Source organism: Kitasatospora sp. NBC_01266, assembly GCF_036242395.1.
Taxonomy (GTDB): domain Bacteria; phylum Actinomycetota; class Actinomycetes; order Streptomycetales; family Streptomycetaceae; genus Kitasatospora.
Map to the genome: position 1 here is coordinate 119,295 of NZ_CP108459.1, position 24,596 is coordinate 143,890.

A 24,596-nucleotide genomic window follows, 5' to 3' on the forward strand; every position below is an offset into this window, starting at 1 on the left:
GCGTCCATGAAGGAAACCGCCCGTCTGCGTACCCAGAACCGGCAGCTGGCGACCGCGGCCCGGGAACCGATCGCGATCATCGGCATGGCCTGCCGCTACCCAGGCGGCGTCGAGTCCCCAGAGGGGCTCTGGCAGCTGGTCGCCGAGGGACGCGACGCCGTCACGGAGTTCCCCGTCAACCGCGGCTGGGACACCGGGGGCATCTACGACCCCGAGGGGGAGCGCCCGAACACGACGTACGTCAACCAGGGCGGCTTCCTGCACGAGGCCGACCGCTTCGACCCGGCCCTGTTCTCGATTAGCCCCAACGAGGCGCTGATCATGGACCCGCAGCAGCGGCTGCTGCTGGAGGCGTCCTGGGAGGTCTTCGAGCGCGCCGGTGTCGACCCGCAGCAGCTCAAGGGCAGCAAGACCGGCGTCTACGCCGGGATGATGTACCACGACTACCCGTACAACAACGCGACGGGCTCGATCGCCTCGGGCCGGGTCAGCTACGTCTTCGGGTTCGAGGGGCCGTCGGTCACCATCGACACGGCCTGCTCCTCCTCGCTGGTCGCGATCCACCTGGCGGCGCAGTCGCTGCGCTCGGGCGAGTCCACGCTGGCCCTGGCCGGCGGTGTCGCCGTGATGTCCACGCCCGAGGTCTTCGTCGAGTTCAGCCGCCAGCGCGGCCTGGCCAAGGACGGCCGCTGCAAGTCCTTCGCCGCGGCCACCGACGGCACCGGCTGGTCGGAGGGCGTCGGCGTCCTCCTCCTGGAGCGCCTCTCGGACGCCCGGCGCAACGGGCACCAGGTGCTCGCGGTGGTGCGCGGTTCGGCGGTCAACCAGGACGGTGCGTCCAACGGCCTGACCGCGCCCAACGGCCCCTCCCAGCGCCGCGTCATCCGCACCGCGCTGGAGAACGCCGGCCTGACCACGGCCGAGGTCGACGCGGTCGAGGCGCACGGCACCGGCACCACCCTCGGTGACCCGATCGAGGCGCAGGCGCTGCTGGCCACCTACGGGCAGGGCCGGGAGGCCGACAAGCCGCTCCGGCTCGGCTCGCTGAAGTCGAACATCGGCCACTCGCAGGCGGCGGCGGGCGTCGGCGGTGTCATCAAGATGGTGATGGCGCTGCGCAACGAGGTGCTGCCGAAGACGCTGCACGTGGACGAGCCCACGCCGCATGTGGACTGGACGGCCGGCAACGTCGAGTTGCTGACCGAGGCCGTCCAGTGGCCGGCCGGCGAGCAGCCGCGTCGCGCGGGTATCTCCTCGTTCGGTCTGAGCGGCACCAACGCCCACGTGATCGTCGAGGAGGCGCCGGTCGAGGAGGCGGCGGAGGCCGCCGAGCCGGTGGAACTGCCGTTGGTGCCGTGGGTGGTGTCGGGTCGTAGCGCGCAGGCGGTGCGGGCCCAGGCGGAGCGGTTGGCCGCGTTCGCCGAGGGGCTGGGGTCGGCTGAGCTGGCGGGTGTCGGTCGTGCGCTGGCCACGCGTCGGGCCCGGCTGGACCACCGTGCGGTGGTCCTCGCCGGGGGGCGTGAGGAGTTGCTGGCGGGTCTGTCCGCGCTGGTGGAGGGTGTGGGGTCGCCGGGTGTGGTGACCGGGTCGGTGCGTGAGGGCAAGTCGGCGTTCGTGTTCACGGGTCAGGGTGCGCAGCGGCTGGGGATGGGCCGTGAGTTGCACGCGGCGTTCCCGGTGTTCGCTGCCGCGTTGGACGAGGCCGTGGCCGCGCTCGATGAGCACTTGGACCGGCCGCTGAAGGATGTGATGTGGGGCGAGGACGCGGAGCTGCTGGCGAGCACTGCCTACACCCAGCCCGCGTTGTTCGCGGTGGAGACGGCGTTGTTCCGTCTGGTGGAGTCGTGGGGGGTGCGTGCGGACTTCCTGGCCGGGCACTCGATCGGTGAGATCACCGCCGCCCACGCCTCCGGTGCCATCACCCTGGCCGACGCCGCCCGCCTGGTCGCGGCCCGTGGGCGTCTGATGCAGGCGCTGCCCGCCGGTGGCGCGATGGCCGCGCTCCAGGCGACCGAGGCCGAGGTCCTGCCGCACCTGACGGACACCGTCGGGATCGCGGCGATCAACAGCCCCTCCTCGGTGGTGGTTTCGGGTGTCGAGGCGGATGTCGAGGCGATCGTCGCCGAGTTCACCGCCCAGGGCCGCAAGACCAGCCGTTTGAAGGTCTCGCACGCCTTCCACTCCCCGCTGATGGACCCGGTCCTCGCCGAGTTCCACCTGGTGGCGGAGAGCATCTCCTACCAGCAGCCGACCATCCCGGTGGTCTCCGGTGTCCACGGCACGATCGCCGAGGACTGGGGCACCCCCGAGTACTGGACCCGCCACCTGCGCGAGGCCGTCCGCTTCGCCGACACGGTGACGTTCCTCCACGAGCGCGGTGTCGAGACCTTCCTGGAGCTCGGCCCCGACGCGGTCCTGACCGCGCTGGCCGCCCAGAGCGTGGGCGAGGCCGAGGGCACCACCTTCATCCCCACCGTCCGCCGCGGCCGCCCGGAAGCCCGTGAGCTCGTAGCGGCGCTGGCACGGCTGCACGCACAGGGCGTCGGCGTGGACTGGGCGGCGTACTTCGGTGCGGGCGAGGACCGTTGGGCGGATCTGCCGACCTACGCCTTCCAGCACGAGCGGTACTGGCTGGAGGCCGCCACCGGCGGTGGCGCGGGCGTGGGCTCGGCGGGCCTGGACCCGGTCGCCCACCCGCTGCTGAGCGCCTCGGTGGCCTCCGCCGACTCCGGCGAGGTCGTCCTGACCGGACGCCTGTCCGTCGACACCCAGCCCTGGCTGGCCGACCACGACGTCCTGGGCAGCATCCTCTTCCCCGGCACCGGCTTCGTCGAACTCGCCATCCGCGCCGGCGACCAAGCCGGCTGCGACAAGATCGAAGAACTCCTCCTCCAGGCGCCCCTGATCCTGCCCGAGCACGGCGGTGTCGCCGTCCAGGTCTGGGTCGGCGCCCCGGACGCCGCCGGCCGCCGTACGGTGACCATCCACTCCCGCCCCGAGTACGCCGAGGACGCCGAGTGGACGCGGCACGCCGACGGCATCCTGGCCCCGGGAGCCGCCCCGGCGGCGGACCTCACCGCGTGGCCGCCGTCAGGTGCCACCGCGACCGGCGTCGAGGGCGCGTACCAGCTGCTGCTCGAGCGCGGCTACCACTACGGCCCCGTCTTCCAGGGCCTGAAGGCCGCCTGGCAGTCCGGCGACGTGCTGTACGCCGAGGTCTCGCTGCCCGAGCAGGCGCACGGCGACGCCGCGGAGTTCGGCATCCACCCGGCCCTGCTCGACGCCGCCATGCACGTGGCGCTGATCGACGACGGATCCAGCACCGACGAGTCCACGGTCCTGCCGTTCTCCTGGAACGACGTCACCCTGCACGCCGGTGGCGCGTCGGAACTCCGGGTGGCCATCACGCCGTCCGGCCCGAACACGGTGACCGTCACGGTGGCCGACAGCACCGGCCAGCCCGTCCTGAGCGTGGGCTCGCTGATCTCCCGTCCGGTGTCTCAGGAGCAGCTGGGTGGTGGGCGTCAGGATTCGCTGTTCGGGATCGGCTGGCGTGCGCTGCCGGGCGCGGTGTCGGGTGAGGCCGCTCACCAGCTGTGGGAGGAGCTGCCCGAGGCCGGTGCGGTGTCGGGCGTCGTGGTCTACCGCGTCCCGGTGGTGGCCGATCCTGTTCCCAAGGCGGTGCGGGAGGCCGGCGAGCGCACGCTGGCGGTGCTTCAGGCCTGGCTCGGTGACGAGCGGTTCGCGGGTTCCTCGCTGGTGGTGGCCACTGACAGTGCGGTGGTGGTCGAGTCCGGCGAGGGGGTGGATCTGGGGCAGGCCCCGGTGTGGGGTCTGGTGCGTGCCGCGCAGGCGGAGAACCCGGGCCGGATCCAGCTGACCGACCTGACCGAGGGCCTGGACGGACTCGCGGCGGTGGTGGCCTCGGGCGAGCCGGAGAGCGCGGTGCGCTCCGGCCGCGTCCTGGTCCCGCGCCTGGCGCCGGTGGTGGCTGACGTTGCTGCCGAGGTGTCGGTCGACCCGGAGGGCACGGTGCTGATCACCGGTGGCACCGGTGGCATCGGGGCGCATCTGGCCCGCCACCTGGTCACCGAGTACGGGGTGCGCCATCTGCTGCTGACCAGCCGTCGTGGCGCCGACGCGCCGGGCGCCGGCGAGCTGTCCGCCGAGCTGTCCGCGCTGGGCACCGAGGTGACCGTCGCGGCCTGCGACGTCTCCGACCGTGCCGCGCTGCAGGACCTGCTTTCCACCGTCCCCGCCGCCCACCCGCTCACGGGTGTGGTGCACGCGGCGGGTGCGGGTGACAACGGGCTGATCGGCACGATGACCGCCGAGCGCCTCTCCGGCGTCCTCGCCCCCAAGGCGGATGCGGCCTGGTACCTGCACGAGCTGACCCGTGAGCTGCCGCTGGCCTTCTTCACGCTGATCTCCTCGGCGGGCGGGCTGATCCTGGCCGCCGGGCAGGCGAACTACGCGGCCGCGAACACCTTCCTGGACGCGCTGGCCCAGCACCGGCACGCCCAGGGTCTGCCCGCCACCTCCCTGGCCTACGGCCTGTGGTTGGGCACGGGGCTCGGTCAGTACATCTCCGAGACCGATGTGAAGCGGATGCAGCGTCAGGGCCTGCCCCCGCTGGAGCCGGGCGAGGCGCTGGCCCTGTTCGACGCGGCGCTCGCCTCCGGGCAGGCCGCCACCGTCCCGCTGCACGTCGACCGCGCGGCGCTCAACACCCGCACCGACGACATCGCCGCCCTGCTCCGCCCCGCCACCACCCACCGCCGCACCACCCGCAAGAGCGCGGCAGGCGGTGCGGCCGACGGCGGCTCGCTCTTCGCCACGCGCCTGGCCCACCTGTCCACGGACGAACGTGCCGATGCCCTCCTGGAGCTGGCCCGGGAGACCGTCGCCGCCGTCCTGGGCCACGCCTCGGCCGACGCCGTCGAGCCCGACCGGGCCTTCCAGGAGCTGGGCTTCGACTCCCTGAGCGCCGTCGACCTGCGCAACCAGCTCGCCGCACTCACCGGTCTGCGCCTGCCCGCCACGCTGGTCTTCGACTACCCGAACGCGCGGGCCGTCGCCACGTACCTCGGCGAGAGCCTCGCCGGTACGACGACCGCCACCGCCGCTGCGGGTGCCGCCCGCGCCACGTCGGGCGACGACGACCCGATCGTGATCGTCTCGATGAGCTGCCGCCTGCCCGGCGGCGTCACCTCGCCCGAAGAACTCTGGGACCTGCTCGCCGAGGGCCGGGACGCGGTCTCCGGCTTCCCGAAGGACCGCGGCTGGGACCCGGGCGTCTACGACCCGGAGCCGGGCACCCCCGGCAAGACCTACGCCAACCAGGGTGGCTTCCTCTACGAGGCGGGCGACTTCGACCCCGGCTTCTTCGGGATCGGCCCCAACGAGGCCCTGGTCATGGACCCGCAGCAGCGCCAGCTGCTCGAGGTGTCCTGGGAGGCGCTGGAGCGGGCGGGCATCGAGCCGCGCTCGCTCAAGGGCAGCAAGACCGGCGTCTTCGCCGGCGTGATGTACCACGACTACGGGCAGGGCACCGAGGCCGCGGCCACCACCGGCGGCAGCCTGATCTCGGGCCGCGTGTCGTACACCCTGGGCCTCGAGGGCCCGTCGATGACGGTGGACACCGCCTGCTCGTCCTCGCTGGTCTCGCTGCACCTGGCGATCCAGTCGCTGCGCTCGGGCGAATCCACGCTGGCCCTGGTCGGCGGTGTCGCCGTGATGGCCAGCCCCGACATGTTCGTCGAGTTCAGCCGCCAGCGGGGTCTGGCCACCGACGGGCGCTGCAAGTCCTTCGCGGGTGCGGCCGACGGCGCCGCCTGGTCGGAGGGCGTCGGCGTCCTGGTGGTCGAGCGCCTCTCGGACGCGCGCCGCAACGGCCACCCGGTCCTCGCCCTGGTGCGGGGTTCGGCGGTCAACCAGGACGGTGCGTCCAACGGCCTGACCGCGCCCAACGGTCCCTCGCAGCAGCGCGTCATCCAGCAGGCGCTCGCCTCGGCCGGCCTGACCACGGCCGAGGTCGACGTGGTGGAGGCGCACGGTACGGGCACCAAGCTGGGTGACCCGATCGAGGCCCAGGCCGTGCTGGCCACGTACGGGCAGGACCGGGAGGCGGACAAGCCCCTCTGGCTCGGCTCGCTGAAGTCCAACATCGGCCACGCCCAGGCGGCGGCCGGTGTCAGCGGTGTCATCAAGATGGTGCTGGCGCTGCGCAACGAGGTGCTGCCGAAGACGCTGCACGTGGACGAGCCGACCCCGCACGTCGACTGGGAGGCCGGCAACGTCGAGCTCCTCACGGAGGCCGTGGAGTGGCCGGCCGGCGAGCGCCCGCGTCGCGCGGGTATCTCCTCGTTCGGTCTGAGCGGCACCAACGCCCACGTGATCCTGGAGGAGGCGCCGGTCGAGGAGGCGGCGGAGGCCGCCGAGCACGTGGAACTGCCGGTGCTGCCGGTCGTGCTCTCGGCCCGTTCCGCCCAGGCGCTGGCCGCCCAGGCCGCCCGGCTGCGTGCTCAGGTCGCCGAGCAGCAGGACGTGTCGCTGACCGACCTGGCGTACTCCACGGTGACCGGCCGCACGGCGCACGAGCACCGCGCGGTCGTGGTGGCCGGGGACCGCGAGGAGTTGCTGGCGGGGCTGTCGGCGGTCGCGGGTGGGGCGTTCGGCCCTGGCGTGGTCCAGGACCTGGTACGTACGGGCAAGTCGGCGTTCGTGTTCACGGGGCAGGGTGCGCAGCGGCTCGGGATGGGACGCGAGTTGCACGCGGCGTTCCCGGTGTTCGCTACCGCGCTCGACGAGGCCGTCACGGCCCTCGACACCTACCTCGACCGGCCGCTGAAGGATGTGATGTGGGGGGAGGACGCGGAGCTGCTGGCCGGTACCGCGTTCACCCAGCCCGCGTTGTTCGCGGTGGAGACGGCGTTGTTCCGGTTGGTGGAGTCGTGGGGGGTGCGGCCGGACTTCCTGGCCGGGCACTCGATCGGTGAGATCACCGCCGCCCACGCCTCCGGCGCGATCACCCTGGCCGACGCCGCCCGCCTCGTGGCCGCTCGCGGCCGCCTGATGCAGGCGCTGCCCGCCGGTGGCGCGATGGCCGCGCTCCAGGCGACCGAGGCCGAGGTGCTGCCGCACCTGAGTGACACGGTCGGGATCGCGGCGATCAACAGCCCCTCCTCGGTGGTGGTTTCGGGTGTCGAGGCGGATGTCGAGGCGATCGTCGCCGAGTTCACCGCCCAGGGCCGCAAGACGACCAAGCTGCGCGTCTCGCACGCTTTCCACTCCCCGCTGATGGACCCGGTCCTCGCCGAGTTCCACCTGGTGGCGGAGAGCATCTCCTACCAGAAGCCGACCATCCCGGTGGTGGCGGGCGTGCACGGCACGATCGCCGAGGACTGGGGCACCCCGGACTACTGGACCCGTCACCTGCGTGAGGCCGTCCGCTTCGCCGACACGGTGACGTACCTGCACGGACGCGGTGTCACCCGCTTCCTGGAGCTCGGGCCGGACGCGATCCTGACCGCGCTCACCCAGACCACCCTCGACAGCGACGACCCGATCGTCGTCGTCCCGGCCGTCCGCAAGAACCAGCCCGAGGCTCAGACCCTGCTCACCGCGATCGGCCGCCTCTTCACGGCCGGCACCCGGATCGACTGGGCAGCCTTCCACGCCGGCACCGGCGCCCACCGCATCGACCTGCCCACCTACGCCTTCCAGCACCAGCGGTTCTGGCTGAAGGCCGAGGTGGCAGCCGATGTGACCCATCACGGCCAGGCCTCCGTCGGTCACCCGCTGCTCGGTGCGTCGGTCGCCCTGGCCGGCTCGCAGGACGTGGTGCTGACCGGGCGTCTGGCGGCGGCCACCCACGGGTGGGTGGCCGACCACGACGTCCTGGGCTCGGTGCTGCTGCCGGGCACCGGCTTCGTCGAGCTGGCCCTGCAGGCCGGCGAGCAGGTCGGCTGCACCACGGTGGAGGAACTCACCCTCCAGGCGCCGCTCGTGCTGCCCGCCGAGGGCGGCATCGCGCTGCAGGTCTCCGTCGGCTCTCCCGACGACCTGGGCCGGCGCCCCGTGCGCATTCACTCCCGGCACGAGTCGGCGCTGCCCGACTCGCCGTGGCTGCTGCACGCCGACGGCCTGCTCGGCACCGGTGCCATCGCGGCCGCCACCGGCCTGAGGGCCTGGCCCCCGGCCGGTGCCACGGCGGCGGACATCGCGGACGCCTACGAGGTCCTCCAGGAGCGCGGCTACCACTACGGCCCCGTCTTCCAGGGCCTGAAGGCCGCCTGGACGGCCGGCGACGACATCTACGCCGAGATCGAACTGCCCGAGCAGGCGCACGGCGACGCCGCGGACTTCGGCATCCACCCCGCCCTGCTCGACGCCACCATGCACGCGCTCGGCGTCGGCGGCTCCACCGCGGCCGACACCGGCGAGGACGGCGCCCGCCCGCTGCTGCCCTTCTTCTGGGAGGGGGTGTCCCTCTACGCGGTCGGCGCGACGACCCTGCGGGTGCGCATCGCCTGGACCAGTGAGACCACCATGTCCCTGGACGCCTACGACACGACGGGCGAGCCGGTGCTGTCCGTGCGCAGCCTGACGTTCCGTCCGGTGTCTCAGGAGCAGCTGGGTGGTGGGCGTCAGGAGTCGTTGTTCGGGATCGGCTGGCGTGCGCTGCCGGGCGCGGTGTCGGGTGAGGCCGCCTACCAGCTCTGGGACGCCCTGCCCGAGGCCGGTGCGGTGTCGGGTGTGGTCGTCTACCGGGTCCCGGCGGTCGAGGGCGCGGTGCCCGCCGCGGTGCGGGAGGCCGGCGAGCAAACGCTGGCGGTGCTTCAGGCCTGGCTCGGTGACGAGCGGTTCGCCGCCTCCTCGCTGGTGGTCGCCACCCGCAACGCGGTGGTGGTCGAGTCCGGTGAGGGGGTGGATCTGGGGCAGGCCCCGGTGTGGGGTCTGGTGCGTGCCGCGCAGGCGGAGAACCCGGGCCGGATCCAGCTGACCGACCTGACCGAGGGCCTGGACGGACTCGCGGCGGTGGTGGCCTCGGGCGAGCCGGAGAGCGCGGTGCGCTCCGGCCGCGTCCTGGTCCCGCGCCTGGCGCCGGTGGTGGCTGACGTTGCTGCCGAGGTGTCGGTCGACCCGGAGGGCACGGTGCTGATCACCGGTGGCACCGGTGGCATCGGGGCGCATCTGGCCCGTCACCTGGTCACCGAGTACGGGGTGCGCCATCTGCTGCTGACCAGCCGTCGTGGCGCCGAAGCGCCGGGCGCCGGCGAGCTGTCCGCCGAGTTGTCCGCGCTGGGTGCGCAGGTGAGCGTCGCGGCCTGCGACGTCTCCGACCGTGCCGCGCTGCAGGACCTGCTTTCCACCGTCCCCGCCGCCCACCCGCTCACGGGTGTGGTGCACGCGGCGGGTGCGGGTGACAACGGGCTGATCGGCACGATGACCGCCGAGCGCCTCTCCGGCGTCCTCGCCCCCAAGGCGGATGCGGCCTGGTACCTGCACGAGTTGACCCGTGAGCTGCCGCTGGCGTTCTTCACGCTGATCTCCTCGGCGGGCGGGCTGATCCTGGCCGCCGGGCAGGCGAACTACGCGGCCGCGAACACCTTCCTGGACGCGCTGGCCCAGCACCGGCACGCCCAGGGTCTGCCCGCCACCTCCCTGGCCTACGGCCTGTGGTTGGGCACGGGGCTCGGTCAGTACATCTCCGAGACCGATGTGAAGCGGATGCAGCGTCAGGGCCTGCCCCCGCTGGAGCCGGGCGAGGCGCTGGCCCTGTTCGACGCGGCGCTCGCCTCCGGGCAGGCCGCCACCGTCCCGCTGCACGTCGACCGCGCGGCGCTCAACACCCGTACCGACGACATCGCCGCCCTGCTCCGCCCCACCACCACCCACCGCCGCACGGCCGGCACCAAGGCCGTCGAGGCCGAGCTGATCTGGCCGCGGATCGCGCAGGCACCCCGCGCCGAGCAGGTGGCCCAGCTGCGGGACCTGGTCCAGAAGCGCGCGGCGGCCATCCTGGGGCACTCCGACCCCACGGCGGTCGACGTCGAGCGCGGCTTCCTCGAGCAGGGCTTCGACTCGCTCAGCGCGATGGAGCTGCGCAACGCCCTGGCCCGGGACACCGCGCTGAAGCTGCCCCCGATGGTGGTCTTCGACAGCGACACCCCGGCCCGCCTGGCCACCCTGCTGCTGGACGAGTACGCGGTGCAGGCACCGTCCGCCGACATGTCCGCCGCCGCGCCCGAGGCCGAGGTGCGCCGGCCCCAGGCCGAGGGGGAGACCCTGCGCGACCTGTTCCACGGTGCGGTGTTCGGGGGGCACGCCGACAAGGGCTTCGACCTGCTGCGGGCGGCGGCGGCCGTCCGGCCCTCGTTCGCCGACGCCGCCGAACTGGAGCAGGTGCCGACCGCCACCCGGCTGGCCGACGGCCCCGAGGGCCCGCACCTGATCTTCATCAACACGCCGATGGCCACCGGGGGCGCCTACCAGCACGCCCGGCTGGTCTCCCGGCTGACCGGCCGCCGCCGGGCGTCGGCGCTGCCGATCCTGGGCTTCGACGCGGGTGAGCGCCTCCCGGCCACCCCCGAGGCGGCCGTGCAGGGGCTGGCCCGCACCGTCCTGGAGACGGCCGGCGGCGAGCCGTTCGTCCTGGTCGGCTACTCCTCGGGCGGCACCCTCGCCTACGCCACCGCCGGGTACCTGGAGCAGGTCTACGGGATCCGCCCGCACGGAGTGGTGCTGCTGGACACCTACACCGTCCATGACGGCGCGAGCGAAGGCGTCCCGATGGACGCCCTGGCCCAGGGCCTGTTCGACAAGGAGTCCGCGTTCGGGCGGTTCGACACCACGCGGCTGTCCGCGATGGGGCGCTGGGTGGAGCTCGTCCCCGAGCTGCCGCAGCAGCCGCTCCAGGCGCCGGTGCTCTTCGTGCAGTGCACCCAGTCCTTCGTCCCCGACGGCGACAACCCCTCGCCGGAGCTGACCACCGGGCGGGCCGAGCCCTGGGAGCCCACCCACACGCTGCGCCCGGTGCCGGCCAACCACTTCACGCTCATCGAGGAGCGCGCGGACCTCACCGCCCGGGCTCTGGAGGAGTGGCTCACCGCCCAGGCCCTCGACACCACCGAGACGCTCGCCGTCTCCCCGACCGCACACACCCAGCAGGAAGTGAAGTGACATGACGGCGACACTCAAGCGCAAGAAGGGCACTGTCCCGTTCGGCCCCTACGAGACCTGGTACCAGGTGACCGGAGACCTCTCCTCCGGGCGCCCGGCCCTGGTCGCCGTCCACGGCGGCCCCGGCAGCACTCACGACTACCTGCGCAACCTCAACGAGCTCGCCGCCCACACCGGCCCGGTCGTGCTCTACGACCAGCTCGGCAACGGCGGTTCGACCCACCTGCCCGACAAGGGGGCCGATTTCTGGACTCCTGAGCTCTTCGCCGACGAACTCTCCAACCTGCTGCGGCAGTTGGGCATCGAAGACAACTACGTGCTGTTCGGCCAGTCCTGGGGCGGCCTGCTGGTCACCAAGTTCGCCGCCGAGCGGCCGGCCGGCCTGCGCGGCCTGGTCATCGCCAACGCGCCGGCCTCCTACCCGCTCTGGCTCCAGGAGGCGGCCCGGCTGCGCGCCGAGCTGCCCCCGGAGGTGAACGAGGTCCTGCAGCGCCACGAGGCGGCCGGCACCACGGACACCGAGGAGTACCACGGGGCGATGCGCCCGTTCTACGAGCGCCACGTCTGCCGTCTCAAGCCCTGGCCCCGCGACTACCTGGCCTCGTTCTACGAGGTCTACAACGACCCGACCGTCTACTACGCGATGAACGGTCCCAGCGAGTTCCACGTCATCGGCACCCTCAAGGACTGGTCGGTGATCGACTACTGCCCGGCCGTCGCCGTCCCGACGCTGATCATCTCCGGCCGCCACGACGAGGCCACCCCCGCCACCGTCCAGCCCTTCCACGACCTCATCCCCGGTTCCCGCTGGGAGATCTTCGAGGAGTCCAGCCACCTGCCCCACCTGGAGGAGCCGGAGCTGTTCCAGAAGGTGATGCGCGAGTTCCTCGACACCCTGCCGACCGCCCAGGGGTGACGGGCGCTCACAGCCGGTACCACCCGGCGGTCCCCCGCGCCTTCCCGGCGCGGGGGACCGCCTGCTCCTAGCCCGCTCCGCCCACGGCTCAGGGCGCCTCGCGGATGAGTGCGGCGATGCCGTCGAGCAGGCGCTGCAGACCGAACTCGAACAGCTCGTCCAGGTCGAAGTCGTACCCGGCCGCGGTGAGCCGCTCCAGTGCCGGGAACCGACCACCGGTCAGGATCGCCTGGAAGGCCGGCCCCTGCGTGCCCATCCACTCCTCGCCGGCGGGGCCGCTGTCCGCCTCGGCCTTCGGCTCGCCGTTGACCGCGGTGCCGCGCACGTAGTTCAGCAGCGTGAGATGAGCGGTGAACATCGTCGGCAGGTCGAGCCCGCGGCCGTCCAGGGCGGTGAGGATCCACTCGGTGAAGGGCACCGCGCTGGCGATCGGCTGCGGTCGGGTCATCGACAGCGCCGGCGCGAGCCACGGGTGCCGACGGAACATCGCCCACAGCGTCCGGGCGGCGAGTTCGAGCCCCTCCCGCCAGCTCTCCGGCGGGTCGGCGGGAAACGGCGCTGCCGACGCGGTGGCGAAGGCCCGGTCCATCATCTGCGCCAGCAGGTCGTCCTTGTCGGTCACGTGCCGGTACAGCGACATGGTCGCCACTCCGAGTTCGGCGGCCACCCGGCGCATCGAGACCGCGGCCAGGCCCTGCGCGTCGGCGACCGCGATGGCGGTGGCGACGATCCGCTCGGGCGTGAGCGCCCGGTCCGAGGCGTTCCTGCGCAGGCCGGTCGCGGCGGAGTGAGCGGCGCCTGCCGACCGGCTGCCGGTGTCGACGACGGTGCCGACGCCCGGCACCGGGCGGACCAGGCTCGCATGACGCAGTTCGGTGAGTACCTTGGTGGCGGTCGCCATTGCCACACCCCACTGCCGGGTGATCTCACGGGTCGAGGGGATACGGTCGCCCGGTGCGAGTTCACCCGTCTCGATCCGCTGCCGCAGTTCGGCGACGATCTGGCGGTAGCGCGGCGCTGCCCGTCGGTTCACCGGCGTCCCTTCCGTACTAGTACACCTAGCCAGCGCGGCCACCGCGCCGGAAGGTCTCGGGCTGCCATCGCAGGTGAGCTGTTCCGATGCCAAAGCACTAGTACACTACTTGCCAATGCCCCAGTTCTGAAGCAGTTTAGAGCTTGTCCGCCCGCTGCGTGTGCCGTACATTCAAAGCCATGCGGAACAACACCGACATCCTTGTCTCCGGTGCCAGCATCGCTGGACCCGCCGTAGCGTACTGGCTACACAAAGCAGGCTTCACCGTCACGGTCGTCGAGCGCGCGCCGGCTCCGCGGCCGGGCGGCCAGACCGTCGATCTGCGCGGCGCCGGCCGCACCGTGATGACGCGGATGGGCCTGATGGACCAGGTGCGGGCGTTGAGCGTCGACCAGCGCGGCCTCGCGTTCGTCGACTCCACCGGCCGCATCACCGCCCGGATGCCCACGGACAGCTTCGGTGGCGAGGGCATCGTCTCCGAGATCGAGATCCTGCGCGGCGACCTCGGCCGACTGCTGTACGAAGCCACCCTGCCGGGTGTCGAGTACCTCTTCGACGACACCATCACCGGGCTCGACGAGGACGAGGACGGAGTCACCGTCACCTTCGAGAAGGCCGCCCCCGCCCGCTACGGTCTGGTCATCGGAGCCGACGGCCTGCACTCCGTGGTGCGCTCGCTGGCCTTCGGCCCGGAGGCCGACCACGTCCGGCCGCTGGACATCTACACCGCGTGGTTCACCGCCACCGAGGAGCTGGACCTCGACGGCTGGTACCAGATGTACAACGCCCCCGGCGGGCTCGTCGCCTCCGCCCGGCCCGGCCGTCTCCCCGGCGAGACCAAGGTCGGCCTCAGCTTCCGGTCGGCCCCGGTCAGCTACGACCGGCGGGACACCGCCGCACAGCAGGACCTGATCGCCCGCCGCTTCGCCAACGCCGGCTGGCAGGTCCCGCGCCTGCTCAGAGCGATGCGCACCTCCTCCGACTTCTTCTTCGACTCCATGGGCCAGGTGCGCCTCGACCACTGGTCCCGCGGCCGCGTGGCCCTGCTCGGCGACGCCGGCTACTGCCCGACCCCGCTGACCGGCCTGGGCACCAGCCTCGCTCTTGTCGGTGCCTACGTGCTCGCCGGCGAACTCGTCGCCGCTGCCGGCGACCACCGCATCGCCTTCCGCAACTACGACCAGGTCATGCGCCCCTACATCACCCAGGGCCAGCAGCTCCCACCCGGCGGCGCCTCCGGCTACGCACCCTCCAGCGCCCTCGCCATCCGCTTACGGGCCGCCTCGATGCGCTCCATGAACCGCTGGCCGATGCGCAACCTGCTCGCCGCCCAGTCCGCCAAAGCCGGAGCCATCACCCTCCCCGACTACGACCGCCGCCTGTAGCAAGCGGAACAATTGTCGACCCGCCGCCCATAAGAGAACCGGCCATCCGTGACGCTACCGCTGCCCGGGCCAGGCTCCGTTGTCAACTGAAGGAACGGCGAAGTGGCCCTTACCGCGCCGATCACGGAATCGCGGCTGCCGCCGCGACCGGGCCTTGACGGCCCTTTCCGTGCTCCTCCATGTCAGGGCTGGCGCCCGTGCCCGGGCAACCAGGCAGTAAAGGTCGCGGGGACCCACGCCTGAGCGGAGCAACCGGGCCGGTGTGCCGGGTGGGACACCTGGACCTTGCTGACGGTTACTCAGTGTGAAGTGAAAAGGTGTCTGGCCCACGGTGGCAGCTCGGCCGATGACAGTGCAGTGGCCACAGCTCCCTGCCGCGAGCCTTCTTTTTATTTAAAGAGGCCCTCGGACATTTCCGCAGGTCAGTGGCTATTTTCCGGATTCTGAGTACACGTCAGGACGTGTACTCAGGAGCAGAATTCCATGATCAATACACGTCTCCACGTATATTCGCGCACCGGTCCAGCGGGCTCCTCAGATGCCCCGTCCGCGATCTGGCGGGTCTCCAGTGCCCGCTGAGGCGTGTACTCGGAGTACACATGGGGGGCGTGTACTCCGAGGCCATTTCATGATCACTACACGCTCCAGCGTGTACCCGACGCGCCCCATGTGCAGTGCAGTGCACCAATCCGTGGTTTCCACTGCACACCCGGCTAGGATCTGCGCGTCCGCTGATCACTGAGAGGGGCCCGCGCACCATGGCAGCTGCTCCCAAGCCAGTCAGGCCGGCTCCCGGCTCGCAAGCCACATCACCTCCTCAACACGCCAGCAGCAAAGCGAGGTCAGCGCTCGACGCCTTCAGACGGACCCTGCAAGAGCACGGCGCCGATGCGGCCATCAGCCAACTGCCGCGTACCCGCACACTCGGGCTGGTGGTCTCACGCGACGCTGACCCGCTGGTCATGTACGGCAACGAGTGGCAGATCGACTCCTCGGCGTTCAACAAGTGGCTGGTGACCTACTTCAGGGAGTACACGCCGGTCCGCGTCTGGCACTGGATGGCAGGCGAGGCCGAGTACGGCGCCGTACTCAAGACCACCCAGAAGTCCATCGCTGATGGGCTCGGCATGTATCAGCAGCACGTCGGCAAGGCCATCAACGACCTTGCAGCGCTTGATCTACTGTGGATGCAAAGGCGCGGCTTCTACTGGCTGAATCCCTTCGTCACGATCAAGGGCGGCCGAAGCGCTGGAATACCTGAACAGTGTGGGCGCGCCGGACGGACTGCTTCGACCGCCCGTACTCCCGGAGCCGGAACCTCAGGAGCTTCGGAAGAAGAGGGCCAGGAAGGAGTCGGTCGTATGAGTACCGCGAGCCGGATGCTGTGGACACCCACGAACGCCTTCGGCGTCATCAGTCGTATTGGCTTGTCCGGACTCGACCGTGACGTCCTGGACGTCCTCATGGGACTGCAGGAGCCTGGCGGCCGGGTCATCGCGACGCACGCCGACATCTCCACCGGACTCGTCTCCCGGGGCAAGAAGCCGCGAGACCGAACCTCCGTCACCCGGTCGATGGGTCGGCTCAACACCGCCCGGCTGGTCCGCCGTTCCGAAAGCCGCCGGGGCGGCGTCTACCTCCTCAACGAGATGATCGCCGGGTATGCCGATCCGGACGACATGTACGAGGTCGTCGCCAACATGCCCGAGGACATGCGCCTGGACGACCCGGAGTTTCTCGCGATGCTGGAGCAGGCTCGCGAGCGTGCCGAGACCCGTCAACGCCACCTGTACGCCGTCTGATCCCCGACTGTCGTCATCCTCTTCGGAGTGACATCCCCGGCTCCCCGGCCGTGCAGCCCCGACCTCAGCTGCCGGGACCGGGACCCTCCGTGCGGCGCCGGCCTCACCGAGCGGCAGGGTGGTCCCCGGGTCGCCACCTGCACCTGGTCTCCGCCCGGTGCTGCCCGTACTGCTGCCTGCGGGGGTGACCATGCGGTGGTCGAGGTCAGGAACCCGGAATATAGCGATCTGCTCCCGAGTGCCGAGACCACCGGGGAGCTGCAGCCGTCCCCGCCTCCGCGGGGCCGCCAGGCCGGCCGCATCAACCCTCAACTCGTCGTCTTCGCTGGGTAGTTGCTGATCGATGGCGGGCCGCCTGACCACAGGTGGGCGATGGTCAGGGTCGGCGGTCGTAGCGGCAACCAGGCACCCGGGCTTCTTTAGAAGAAGGCGGTAGGCCTCTGACCTGCGGAAACGCGAATTTTGTATTCACCCAGGGTGGAATATATCTCTCCTCGTCAGGCCGAGTTGTATGCCGCCCATACCGCGATACATCTCACCGCTTGACCACCGATGCCAGCGGCCCCTTGATCCGGAGACACGACGAAGGCGGAGATACATCACGAAACATATGAGCCCTGATATGTTGACTGGTGATCTACCGTCACCAGGAGAAGGGAGAGCCGATGGCCAAGAAGCCGGCGGGGCACGGCAGGGCGGAGGGTGCCATCGCGCAGGGTCTGGCCGATCTCATCGGCAGTGGCCTCGAGCAGCTGCGCGCGCAGAACCCGAGTATCGGGTTCACGCTGCTTGCCGACTCCAACAAGCCGAGCAAGCCCGCACACACTCACGGTGGGTCGTGGGTGGCCACGGACCGGGAGTTGCTCGCCAACGTCTGGCGGTTCGAGTTCTCCCAGCGCGAGCGTGCGGTCCTGGACATCATGACGGCCGAGATCAACGAGGAAGGCCAGTGGCACGGCAAGCAGTCCGAGCTGGCCACGCGGCTGGGGTGCTCGCAGGGGTCGGTGTCGAGGGCCATCAGTAAGCTGGAGGCGACGAACTTCGCTTGGAAGATCATCAGGTGCCTCTACCAGGTCAATCCGGACTGGGCCTTCGGCTGGGGCACTGAAGCGCACTTGCATTCGATCAAGAGCATCGGTGCGGCGATCATGGATATGAAGCGGATCAAGATCCCGTACGAGAGCACGAGGAAGGCGGCCTGATGACATCACCGGCCCACACCCCGAGCGCGTCGTTCTGGTACAACAGCATGGCTTTCGAGTACCTGCCGAACGCCGGCCTGACGCCCACCGAGCGGGACGTGCTCGACATCCTCCTCGCCCGGCAGGAGCCCGGCGGCGCCGTGCACATCACCCAGGCCCAGCTTTCCAAGCGCCTGGGAGTGCTCCAGCCCAACATCAGCAGGGCGCTGGGCAAGCTCTCGGACCTGGGGATCATCGACCCGCCCGAGATCCGGCGACGCGGACGCGTCCGACTGCATCGCGCCCTGGCGGCCTACGAGGGGCCGCGCCAGGCGATGGCAGCGATGAACGACGCGACGATCCCGGACTGGCCGCTGAATATTCCGACCAGCCCGGAGCGTCCGGCCCGCACGTCCACTCCCTCCTCGTCCGCCGCCAAGGCCAAGGCCAAGAGCAGGAAGTCGGCAGCGCCGAAGCTGCATCTCGTCTGATTCGCGCGCCGTGCGGACCATGCGCGCGCTGATATGTATTGCTGACTGCACCGCCTTGACCTGCGGTGATGCTGATCTCGGCGATGGATGTATGCCAACGCATGTGGGATCTGATATGTAGCGTGCTATAGCCGCTTCGCCGGGTCTGGACCGTGAGTTGTGGCGGCCGCACTGGAGCACCGCACGCCACGTCCGCCGGCCCGGCGGACCCGATGCCGCGCAGAGAGTTGCCCCGACGCCAAGCACAGGCGCCGGGGCAACTGCGTGTCCGGCCCTGTCGGCGGGCCGGTTGGTGATGCCCACTCGAGCAGGCCGACGCCTGGTGACTGACGGCGGGTCGGCAGGACCGGACCGCCTCGGGCCTCACGGTGACGCCGACCAAGAGGTGATCCAGGTCACATTCCGTTCCGACGGCATCGTGCGTCGTACCCGCCGCCGCGCCACGCTCGTGCTCACCGGCTGCGCCGCCGTCCTGGCCGCCGCCGCAGGGCTGACCGTCACCCTCACCTCCCCCTCCTCACAACCGGCGGCCGGTGCCGCCGCTTCAACGCTGCGGCCGGCCGCCCCGGTAGGCACACCGGGTTCACCGGCCTGGTCCGGTGCCCCGTCCTCCGCGCCCGCAGTCGCCGAGGCGGCCCCGGCGTTCACCTCGACGCCCTGCAGCAACAGCAACAGCCCCGTGCACTATCTGCTGCCCGGCCAGTCCATGGGCTCCATCAGCTACGTCTGCGCGGGCGACTACATGTTCGCCAGCCAGAACGACGGCAACTTCGTCATCTACAACAACACCGGCACGGCGGTCTGGGCCTCCGGCACCAACACCGGCTCGCCGAACACCATCGTCATGACGACCACCGGCAACCTCCTCATCTACAACAGCGCCGACTACCTCCAGTGGCAGACCGGCACCGGCTGGACCGACCACCGGAACTACGGCGCCTACGTGTGCTTCCAGACCGACGGCGACATGGTTCTCTACGCACCCAACGGAGGGAACTACACCTGCTCCGGCGCCGTTCTGTGGGCCAGCGGCACCTGACCGAACCGTGCCACGGCGTGCCCGCCCCGCCCCGCGCAGACCGGGCGAGCGGGCGCCCCGGCCGGCATCAGGCCCACTCGACGCCGTACTCGGCGAGCCGCGCGAGCTGACCGGCGGTCAGCTTCTCCCTCCGCGCTTTCTGGTTGTTGAGCCACACTCCCAGTGCCAGTCCCTCGACGGTTTTGTGGGTGCGCGGGACGCGGGCGTGGCCTTCGCGTTCGACGTAGGTGGCGAGCGCGGTCAGGTGGTGCTGGAAGCGGTCCGCCCGCGAGACCTTGGGCTTCGCCGCAGCCGCCACTCGCGCCGCCACCAGCTCGGAGTCCTCCTCGATGCCGATCGCGAGCAGCAGATCCTGCTGCTCCTCAGCCAGTTCGGGCCAGCTGGCCCGCTGAGCGTGCACCCAGCGGCCGAGTTGCTCACCCTCGAACACCGTCTCCGCGGGCAGCTGGGTCCAGTTGACCCGGCCATCTGACTCCAGCCACCACAACCTGGCCACCGCGTAGGTGCGTTGCCAGGTGATCGGCCAGGTGGGGCACCACCACGGGTCGATCTCCTCCAACGCCCTGCGCCGGTCCGGGTCCAGGGCGCCGGGCCCGCCGGCGGGGACCTCGGCGGCGGCGCGCAGTGCGGCCAGCCAGCTGCCGATGGGATACCCGCCGACGGACGCCCGCGCGGGCGCCGCGAGCGAGCCGCCGTGTTCCTTCGCCCAGATCCGCGCCCAGTCCAGCCCGGCCTCGAACCGGGCACCGGCCACGGACCAGACCATCCCGAGCCCGTCGAGCATCATCACCCGGTGCCGCGCCAACTCACCAGCCGCGTACTCCACCCGCCGGTCGGACAGCCACTTTCCCAGCGGGAAATTCCCCTCCTGCCCGACCACCGTGGAATAGGGGACCTCAAGCCCGCCGGTCTCCTCGAACCAGCGCCTGGCGTGCCCGATCCCCTCCCGCCAGGACTGACTCTCACTCGTCAGCACCCGCGTGGCGATGAACAGCGCGAGCACGTCCGGATCCACCGGCAGCTGGAACCGCACCGGCAACGTGAACGCCACCGCCCCACCCTCCCCCTCACCGGGCGCGATCTGGGCCTCGGCGCTGCGCCCGGTGGTCCGAGCGCCGGACTTCTGCGGCACGGCCAGGGTCTCGACCAGGCGGGCGTCGTGCGACCTGATCGCGGTCAGGATCTTGACCAGCGGCGCATAGGACTCCGACTCCAGAATGTCCCCGGGCTCCTCACCCGGCCTCAGGAAGACCGGCACGATGATGCTGGCGGTCTTCCCCTCACCGGGCTTCATCCGCAGCGCCCTACCGATGGCCTGGACGATATCGACCATGCTGCCCCGGCCCTGGAGAAGCACCGAATCCGCGCTCGGCATATCAACTCCCTCACCCAGGACCTTGCAGTTCGACATCACGGCATGCGCCAGCCGATCCTTCTCCTCGGCCTCGCCGAAGCCCTGGATGACGTCCTTGCGGAAATCCACGTCGTGCTCACCGGAGAGCCATTGCGCCCAGAACTCGGCGGGGTATTTCCCGGGGTTCTCGAGGTGGAGCCGGTCGACGGTCTGGTTCAGCGTCTCGGAGAAGTACCGGGCCTCGATCGTGCGGTTGTGGAAGGTGATGACCCGGCTCAGGTTCCGCTCCACGACCGTCTTGACCAGCCCGGCCTGGATCGCGGCGATCCGTGCCGCCGGCACCAGGTCCTGCTCGCCGCTGGCGTCCTCGCCCACCCCGGGGCCCCAGGGCACCGGCTGACGACCCGCCGCGGTGCGGTCGGCATCCGGGTCGCGCAGCTCCAGCACCACCACGTCGAACGGCGCCAGCAGCTTGCGGTCGATCGCCTCGGCCAGGCCCAGCGTGACGACCTGCGGCCCGAAGATCCGCTCATCGTCCATCGAGCAGGCCAACTCCTCCGGCAGCGGCTGCAACGCCCCCTCCCGCTGCCGCACACCGGCCTTCGGCGGCGCCCAGATCCGCGGGGTCGCGGTCATGTACAGACGCCGCTCACACGGGATCTCCTCCTGGCCGTGCACGACCGTCCAGGACTTCTCCGCGCTCCCCGACGAGCGGTGCGCCTCGTCACAGACCATCAGCGCCAGCGCGGGCAGCGCCTGGCCGTTGCGCTCGGACCAGTAGTGGTAGGCGTCCGCGACCACCCCGACCGAGGCATAGGTGGCGAACAGCGTCACCGGCCGCCGGCGCTGGGCCGCCTGGGACAGCCACATCGCGACCATCAACGGGCTGGTACTGGCGCTCACCCCGAACGGCAACTCCCCGTCGACCAGCGAGCAGACCGCGTGCATCGCGCCGGAACGGCCGGCCTTCCGCCACGACCCGACCATCTGCACCAGCAGATCCAAGGTGGGCACCACCACCAGCACCGCACCGTGCGGCGCCAGCCTCTGCCCGGCCGCCGCCCCAACGAAGCTCTTCCCCGACCCCGTCGCCATCTGGACCGTGACCCGCAGCCCGTCCGGCGCCGACTGCCCCGGACGGAGCGTCAGACCCCGCACGATGGCCCCCAACGCCTCCTCCTGGTGGCCCCGCAGGGTGATCCCGGCCGCCAGACCTGGCTTTGCGATGCTCACAGAACCCTTCCCTCACCTGTTCCCAGAACCGTACCGGGGCCTTTGCCGGAACAGCGGTATGCCAGTTGGCATACTCCAGAGTATTCTGCTTGGTATGACGATGACGACGATCAAGGTGCAGGCCGGGGTGCGTGACGAGCTCGCGCGCCTGGCGGCCGACGACCTCGGCGGGGTCACCCTGAACGCCGCTCTGGAACACCTGCTGACCGAGCACCGCAAGGCCCAGATCCTGGCCGCCTACGCCCGTCTGGAGGCCGACCCGAAGGCGTGGGCCGACTACCAGGACGAGTTGGACGAGTGGGACGCCGTGGCCGGCGATGGCCTGGCCGGTGAGGCGTGAGCCGCAAGTCCGCCCCCTGGCAGGTCTGGATGGCCGACCTCTCCCCGGTCATCGGCTCCGAGCAGGCCGGGCGGCGCCCCGTGGTGGTTGTCTCCAGCCCCCTGTTCGCCTCCTTCCCGACCGCCATGGCCATCGTGGTCCCCCTGACCACCGCCGACCACGGCCTGCCCCACCACGTCCCCCTCACCTCCTCCCGCACCGGCCTCAACCGGCCCACCTGGGCCCGCACCGACGACGTGCGCACCATCTCCGAACAGCGCCTCACCAGCAGCCGCCCGCTCGGCACCGTCACCGACAAGGAAGCCGACGAGATCCGCACCTACCTCCGGCTGATGATCGACCTGTGACCCCCCGCCCGTGATATCCCGCCCCCTGCTCCCGGCCGGGCCGTTCTGCTGCTCCTGGGGGCCGCCGGGCGACTGCCCGCCCAGCGCCTGCGGGCGGGCAGTCACCCGGCACGCCTGCCCAGCTACGCCCGGAGGCGACCGGGAAGTCCGACCCACCCCGGGCCATGCCAGGGCTGCCGTACGGTGTCCTGGCTACCCGAAGGAGGAACGAATGAGCGCTCAGCCGATCCATGGCCCCGAACTGATTCCGCGGCCTGCCCAGACGCCGACGGCTCTGTACGAGGCCGTGGCAGCCCTCATCCCTCACCGTTTGACCGAGATGACCGCAGAGCAGGCACGCGCCATGACGGAGGCGGTGGAGCACAACAGCCTCAAGCCCCTGCTGCGCTTCACCATGAAGTGGGCTGTAGATATCGAAATCGCGCGCCATCCGGAGACGCTCGCCGAGCTACACCGCGCCGAGTACCTCGCTAACCACGCAGAGACCCCGGAAGAGCGCCGTCAGCAGGCCGCCCTCGCCGGAGCCATCGTGAACGCCGCTGTCGAGGCGGTGCGCGGGTGACCTGGCGCTGGGAGTACAACCCTGATGAAGAGAACGTCATCGCCGGCGCACCGCTTTCCTTCGTTGCCCAGGTCGAGGAAAAAGCCGCCGAGATCGTTCGCGCCGCCGCAGCGCTCTACTTGGACGGCACTGCCTACCAGGGAATCGGCGAAAAAATGAAGACCGCTGACATCGAAGACGGTATTTTCTGGTACCTGGTTGTCCCGCGTGACGAACGCGTGTACATCCTCCGCGTCCAGTCCCTCTAGAAACCTCTCCTGGGCCCCTGCGGAGGACTAGGGTGAGGTCGCTGATTTCCCGCCGGTCCGTGCCAAGATATGAATTCAAACGAATTCCAATAATGCCGAGCGGGGTGTGAGGGCCGCTGAAAAGTATGGCGTGTTGGCGGTGAAGCGCGGTGCGAGCACGCTGCAGATCCGCGTCCGCCCTCGCCGAGGCCTGCCGGCTCCGCCCACCCCAACCACCCGACACCCGCAGCCGAGCACCGACCACGCCCAGATGGGCCCGTCAGCAACGCCCACCCGCACTACCCCTGGACCCCCGAAGAGGTCACCCACGGCTATCCCCGGCCACCACACCCCATCCGCCGCACCTGACGACCGGCCCGATGAATGCTCAGCCAACCGCCCCATGTGAATTGGCACATCGCCGTCGTGGCTGTCGTTTCAGGGGTGTCCGGGGATGTGTATGGATTTTGGCGAGGTTTCTCGATGGCCGGTTTTTGATTCGGATGGATGGTGGATTCTCGCTCTGGCTCGGGTGGGTTTTCAGGACCGGACTCATTGAGAAAGGGGCGGGGTGTTTTCGGCTGGGTTCGCATGGGTTGTGGGGCGGGATCGTCTGACAGTAGGAGTTCTGATACACGGCCAGGGGAGACGCGAGACGGTTGACCTCGGGATGTGGTGGTCGGTCAGGGGGGCGTAGTGCCAGGTGGACCCGGCCCGGACGGACGGTGGCCCAGGTCCCCTGCGGCTGGCCCGCCCGCGTCCCAGTCAGCTGTTTGAAGCTTCAAAACAGTGCTGCTCAGTTGCTCTGATATGGGCTCAGTCGCCAAGGGCCGTCGGAGGGGAGTGGGGGCGGCTCGGGAGGGGAGCGGAGCGGAGGCGACCAGGTCCGGCGAAGCCGGGCCGGCCTGACCGGAGGTCGGGCCACTGAGCTGGTCCTGGGTGATTGAAAGCCTTGTCTGGAGGGTTGGTTGAAGCCGTGATCAACGATGAGATTGGGGTTCGGCCATCCGGGGCTGGCTGTGGAGGGGAGGGGAGCGGCTCTGGGCCGGCGCGGAGTGCCGGGCTCCACTCGGGTGGGGCCGGGGTGGGGCGGGTCCGTGTGTGCGGGAGTGGGGGTCTGGGGGGAGGGAGGGTGTCTTTTCTAGTTTGCTGTTTGTAGGTCTAGGACAGTGGGGGCTGGTGTTTTGAAGTGGGCTCAGCTGTTGAGGGCCGTGGAGCGAAGCGAAGCGGTTCGGGAGGGGAGTGGGAGCGGCCCTGGAGGGGAGCGGCTCGGGAGGGGAGCGAAGCGGACCGACCAGGCCCGGCGAAGCCGGGCCAGCCTGACCGAAGGTCAGGCCACCGAGCCCCGAAGGGGCGAGAGGCTCGCCGAAGGCGAGCCCGGACCCGCGGAGCGGGTCCGCCACCGCGCGAAGCGCGGTGCGCACGGAGGGCCGAAGGCCCGTAGGGATAACCCGTCATTGTACTTCGTTCAGTTTCTGGAAGATTTGGGTGTTTTAACCGTT

At 70.7% G+C, this 24,596-nt stretch carries 12 protein-coding genes and 1 pseudogene; 11 read left to right on the plus strand and 2 right to left on the minus strand.

Translation table 11 applies throughout. The annotated features are described in order from the left end of the window. Positions 1-6: 6 nt before the first annotated feature. A pseudogene (locus OG403_RS36555) lies at positions 7-11,184 on the plus strand (type I polyketide synthase); the annotation flags it as partial. A gap of 1 nt (position 11,185) precedes the next feature. After that, entirely contained in the window at positions 11,186-12,100 is a 915-nt protein-coding gene (locus tag OG403_RS36560; RefSeq protein WP_329572903.1) for a proline iminopeptidase-family hydrolase, read from the plus strand. 88 nt (positions 12,101-12,188) lie between these two features. On the opposite strand, the gene OG403_RS36565 is transcribed toward OG403_RS36560, so the two are convergent. Further along, positions 12,189-13,133 (minus strand): TetR/AcrR family transcriptional regulator C-terminal domain-containing protein, encoded by a 945-nt coding sequence (locus OG403_RS36565; RefSeq protein WP_329572905.1) that lies wholly within the window; start codon positions 13,131-13,133, stop codon positions 12,189-12,191. 179 nt (positions 13,134-13,312) lie between these two features. Here OG403_RS36565 and OG403_RS36570 point away from each other — a divergent pair, with 179 nt between their 5' ends. The 5 genes from OG403_RS36570 to OG403_RS36590 all read left to right on the plus strand — a co-directional run bounded on the left by OG403_RS36570 (position 13,313) and on the right by OG403_RS36590 (position 19,031). After that, positions 13,313-14,518, plus strand: coding sequence for an FAD-dependent monooxygenase (locus tag OG403_RS36570; protein ID WP_329572907.1), 1,206 nt, complete (start codon positions 13,313-13,315; stop codon positions 14,516-14,518). 932 nt (positions 14,519-15,450) lie between these two features. Then, positions 15,451-16,320, plus strand: coding sequence for a hypothetical protein (locus OG403_RS36575; protein WP_329572909.1), 870 nt, complete (start codon positions 15,451-15,453; stop codon positions 16,318-16,320). 665 nt (positions 16,321-16,985) lie between these two features. Further along, on the plus strand, positions 16,986-17,522 hold the full coding sequence (locus OG403_RS36580; RefSeq protein ID WP_329572911.1) for a hypothetical protein: 537 nt from the start codon (positions 16,986-16,988) through the stop codon (positions 17,520-17,522). Then, entirely contained in the window at positions 17,522-17,992 is a 471-nt protein-coding gene (locus OG403_RS36585; protein ID WP_329572913.1) for a MarR family transcriptional regulator, read from the plus strand. The genes OG403_RS36580 and OG403_RS36585 overlap by 1 nt, the downstream gene beginning before the upstream one ends. Positions 17,993-18,377: 385 nt before the next feature. Then, a complete protein-coding gene (locus OG403_RS36590; protein WP_329572915.1) occupies positions 18,378-19,031 on the plus strand; it encodes a hypothetical protein in 654 nt (217 codons plus the stop codon). 67 nt (positions 19,032-19,098) lie between these two features. Here OG403_RS36590 and OG403_RS36595 read toward each other — a convergent pair whose 3' ends face one another. Continuing rightward, positions 19,099-21,618 (minus strand): DEAD/DEAH box helicase, encoded by a 2,520-nt coding sequence (locus tag OG403_RS36595; protein ID WP_329572917.1) that lies wholly within the window; start codon positions 21,616-21,618, stop codon positions 19,099-19,101. A gap of 94 nt (positions 21,619-21,712) precedes the next feature. Between OG403_RS36595 and OG403_RS36600 the strand changes: the two genes are divergently transcribed. The 4 genes from OG403_RS36600 (at position 21,713) to OG403_RS36615 (ending at position 23,115) form a co-directional block, all read left to right on the plus strand. Next, positions 21,713-21,958: a hypothetical protein gene (locus OG403_RS36600; protein ID WP_329572919.1), complete on the plus strand. Its 246-nt coding sequence runs from the start codon at positions 21,713-21,715 to the stop codon at positions 21,956-21,958. Then, on the plus strand, positions 21,955-22,305 hold the full coding sequence (locus OG403_RS36605) for a type II toxin-antitoxin system PemK/MazF family toxin (RefSeq protein ID WP_329572921.1): 351 nt from the start codon (positions 21,955-21,957) through the stop codon (positions 22,303-22,305). The genes OG403_RS36600 and OG403_RS36605 overlap by 4 nt, the downstream gene beginning before the upstream one ends. A gap of 211 nt (positions 22,306-22,516) precedes the next feature. Beyond that, on the plus strand, positions 22,517-22,867 hold the full coding sequence (locus OG403_RS36610; RefSeq protein WP_329572923.1) for a hypothetical protein: 351 nt from the start codon (positions 22,517-22,519) through the stop codon (positions 22,865-22,867). Further along, positions 22,864-23,115 carry a hypothetical protein gene (locus tag OG403_RS36615; protein WP_329572925.1) on the plus strand — a complete coding sequence of 84 codons (252 nt, stop codon included), beginning with the start codon at positions 22,864-22,866 and terminating at the stop codon, positions 23,113-23,115. The genes OG403_RS36610 and OG403_RS36615 overlap by 4 nt, the downstream gene beginning before the upstream one ends. The last annotated feature ends 1,481 nt before the right edge of the window (positions 23,116-24,596 follow it).

Excerpts from the sequence above, each read along its gene's own strand:
- OG403_RS36560 (WP_329572903.1), top strand. The coding sequence starts at position 11,186 with ATGACGGCGACACTCAAGCGCAAGAAGGGCACTGTCCCGTTCGGCCCC.
- OG403_RS36570 (WP_329572907.1), top strand. The coding sequence starts at position 13,313 with ATGCGGAACAACACCGACATCCTTGTCTCCGGTGCCAGCATCGCTGGA.
- OG403_RS36580 (WP_329572911.1), top strand. The coding sequence starts at position 16,986 with ATGGCCAAGAAGCCGGCGGGGCACGGCAGGGCGGAGGGTGCCATCGCG.
- OG403_RS36585 (WP_329572913.1), top strand. The coding sequence starts at position 17,522 with ATGACATCACCGGCCCACACCCCGAGCGCGTCGTTCTGGTACAACAGC.
- OG403_RS36600 (WP_329572919.1), top strand. The coding sequence starts at position 21,713 with ATGACGATGACGACGATCAAGGTGCAGGCCGGGGTGCGTGACGAGCTC.
- OG403_RS36610 (WP_329572923.1), top strand. The coding sequence starts at position 22,517 with ATGAGCGCTCAGCCGATCCATGGCCCCGAACTGATTCCGCGGCCTGCC.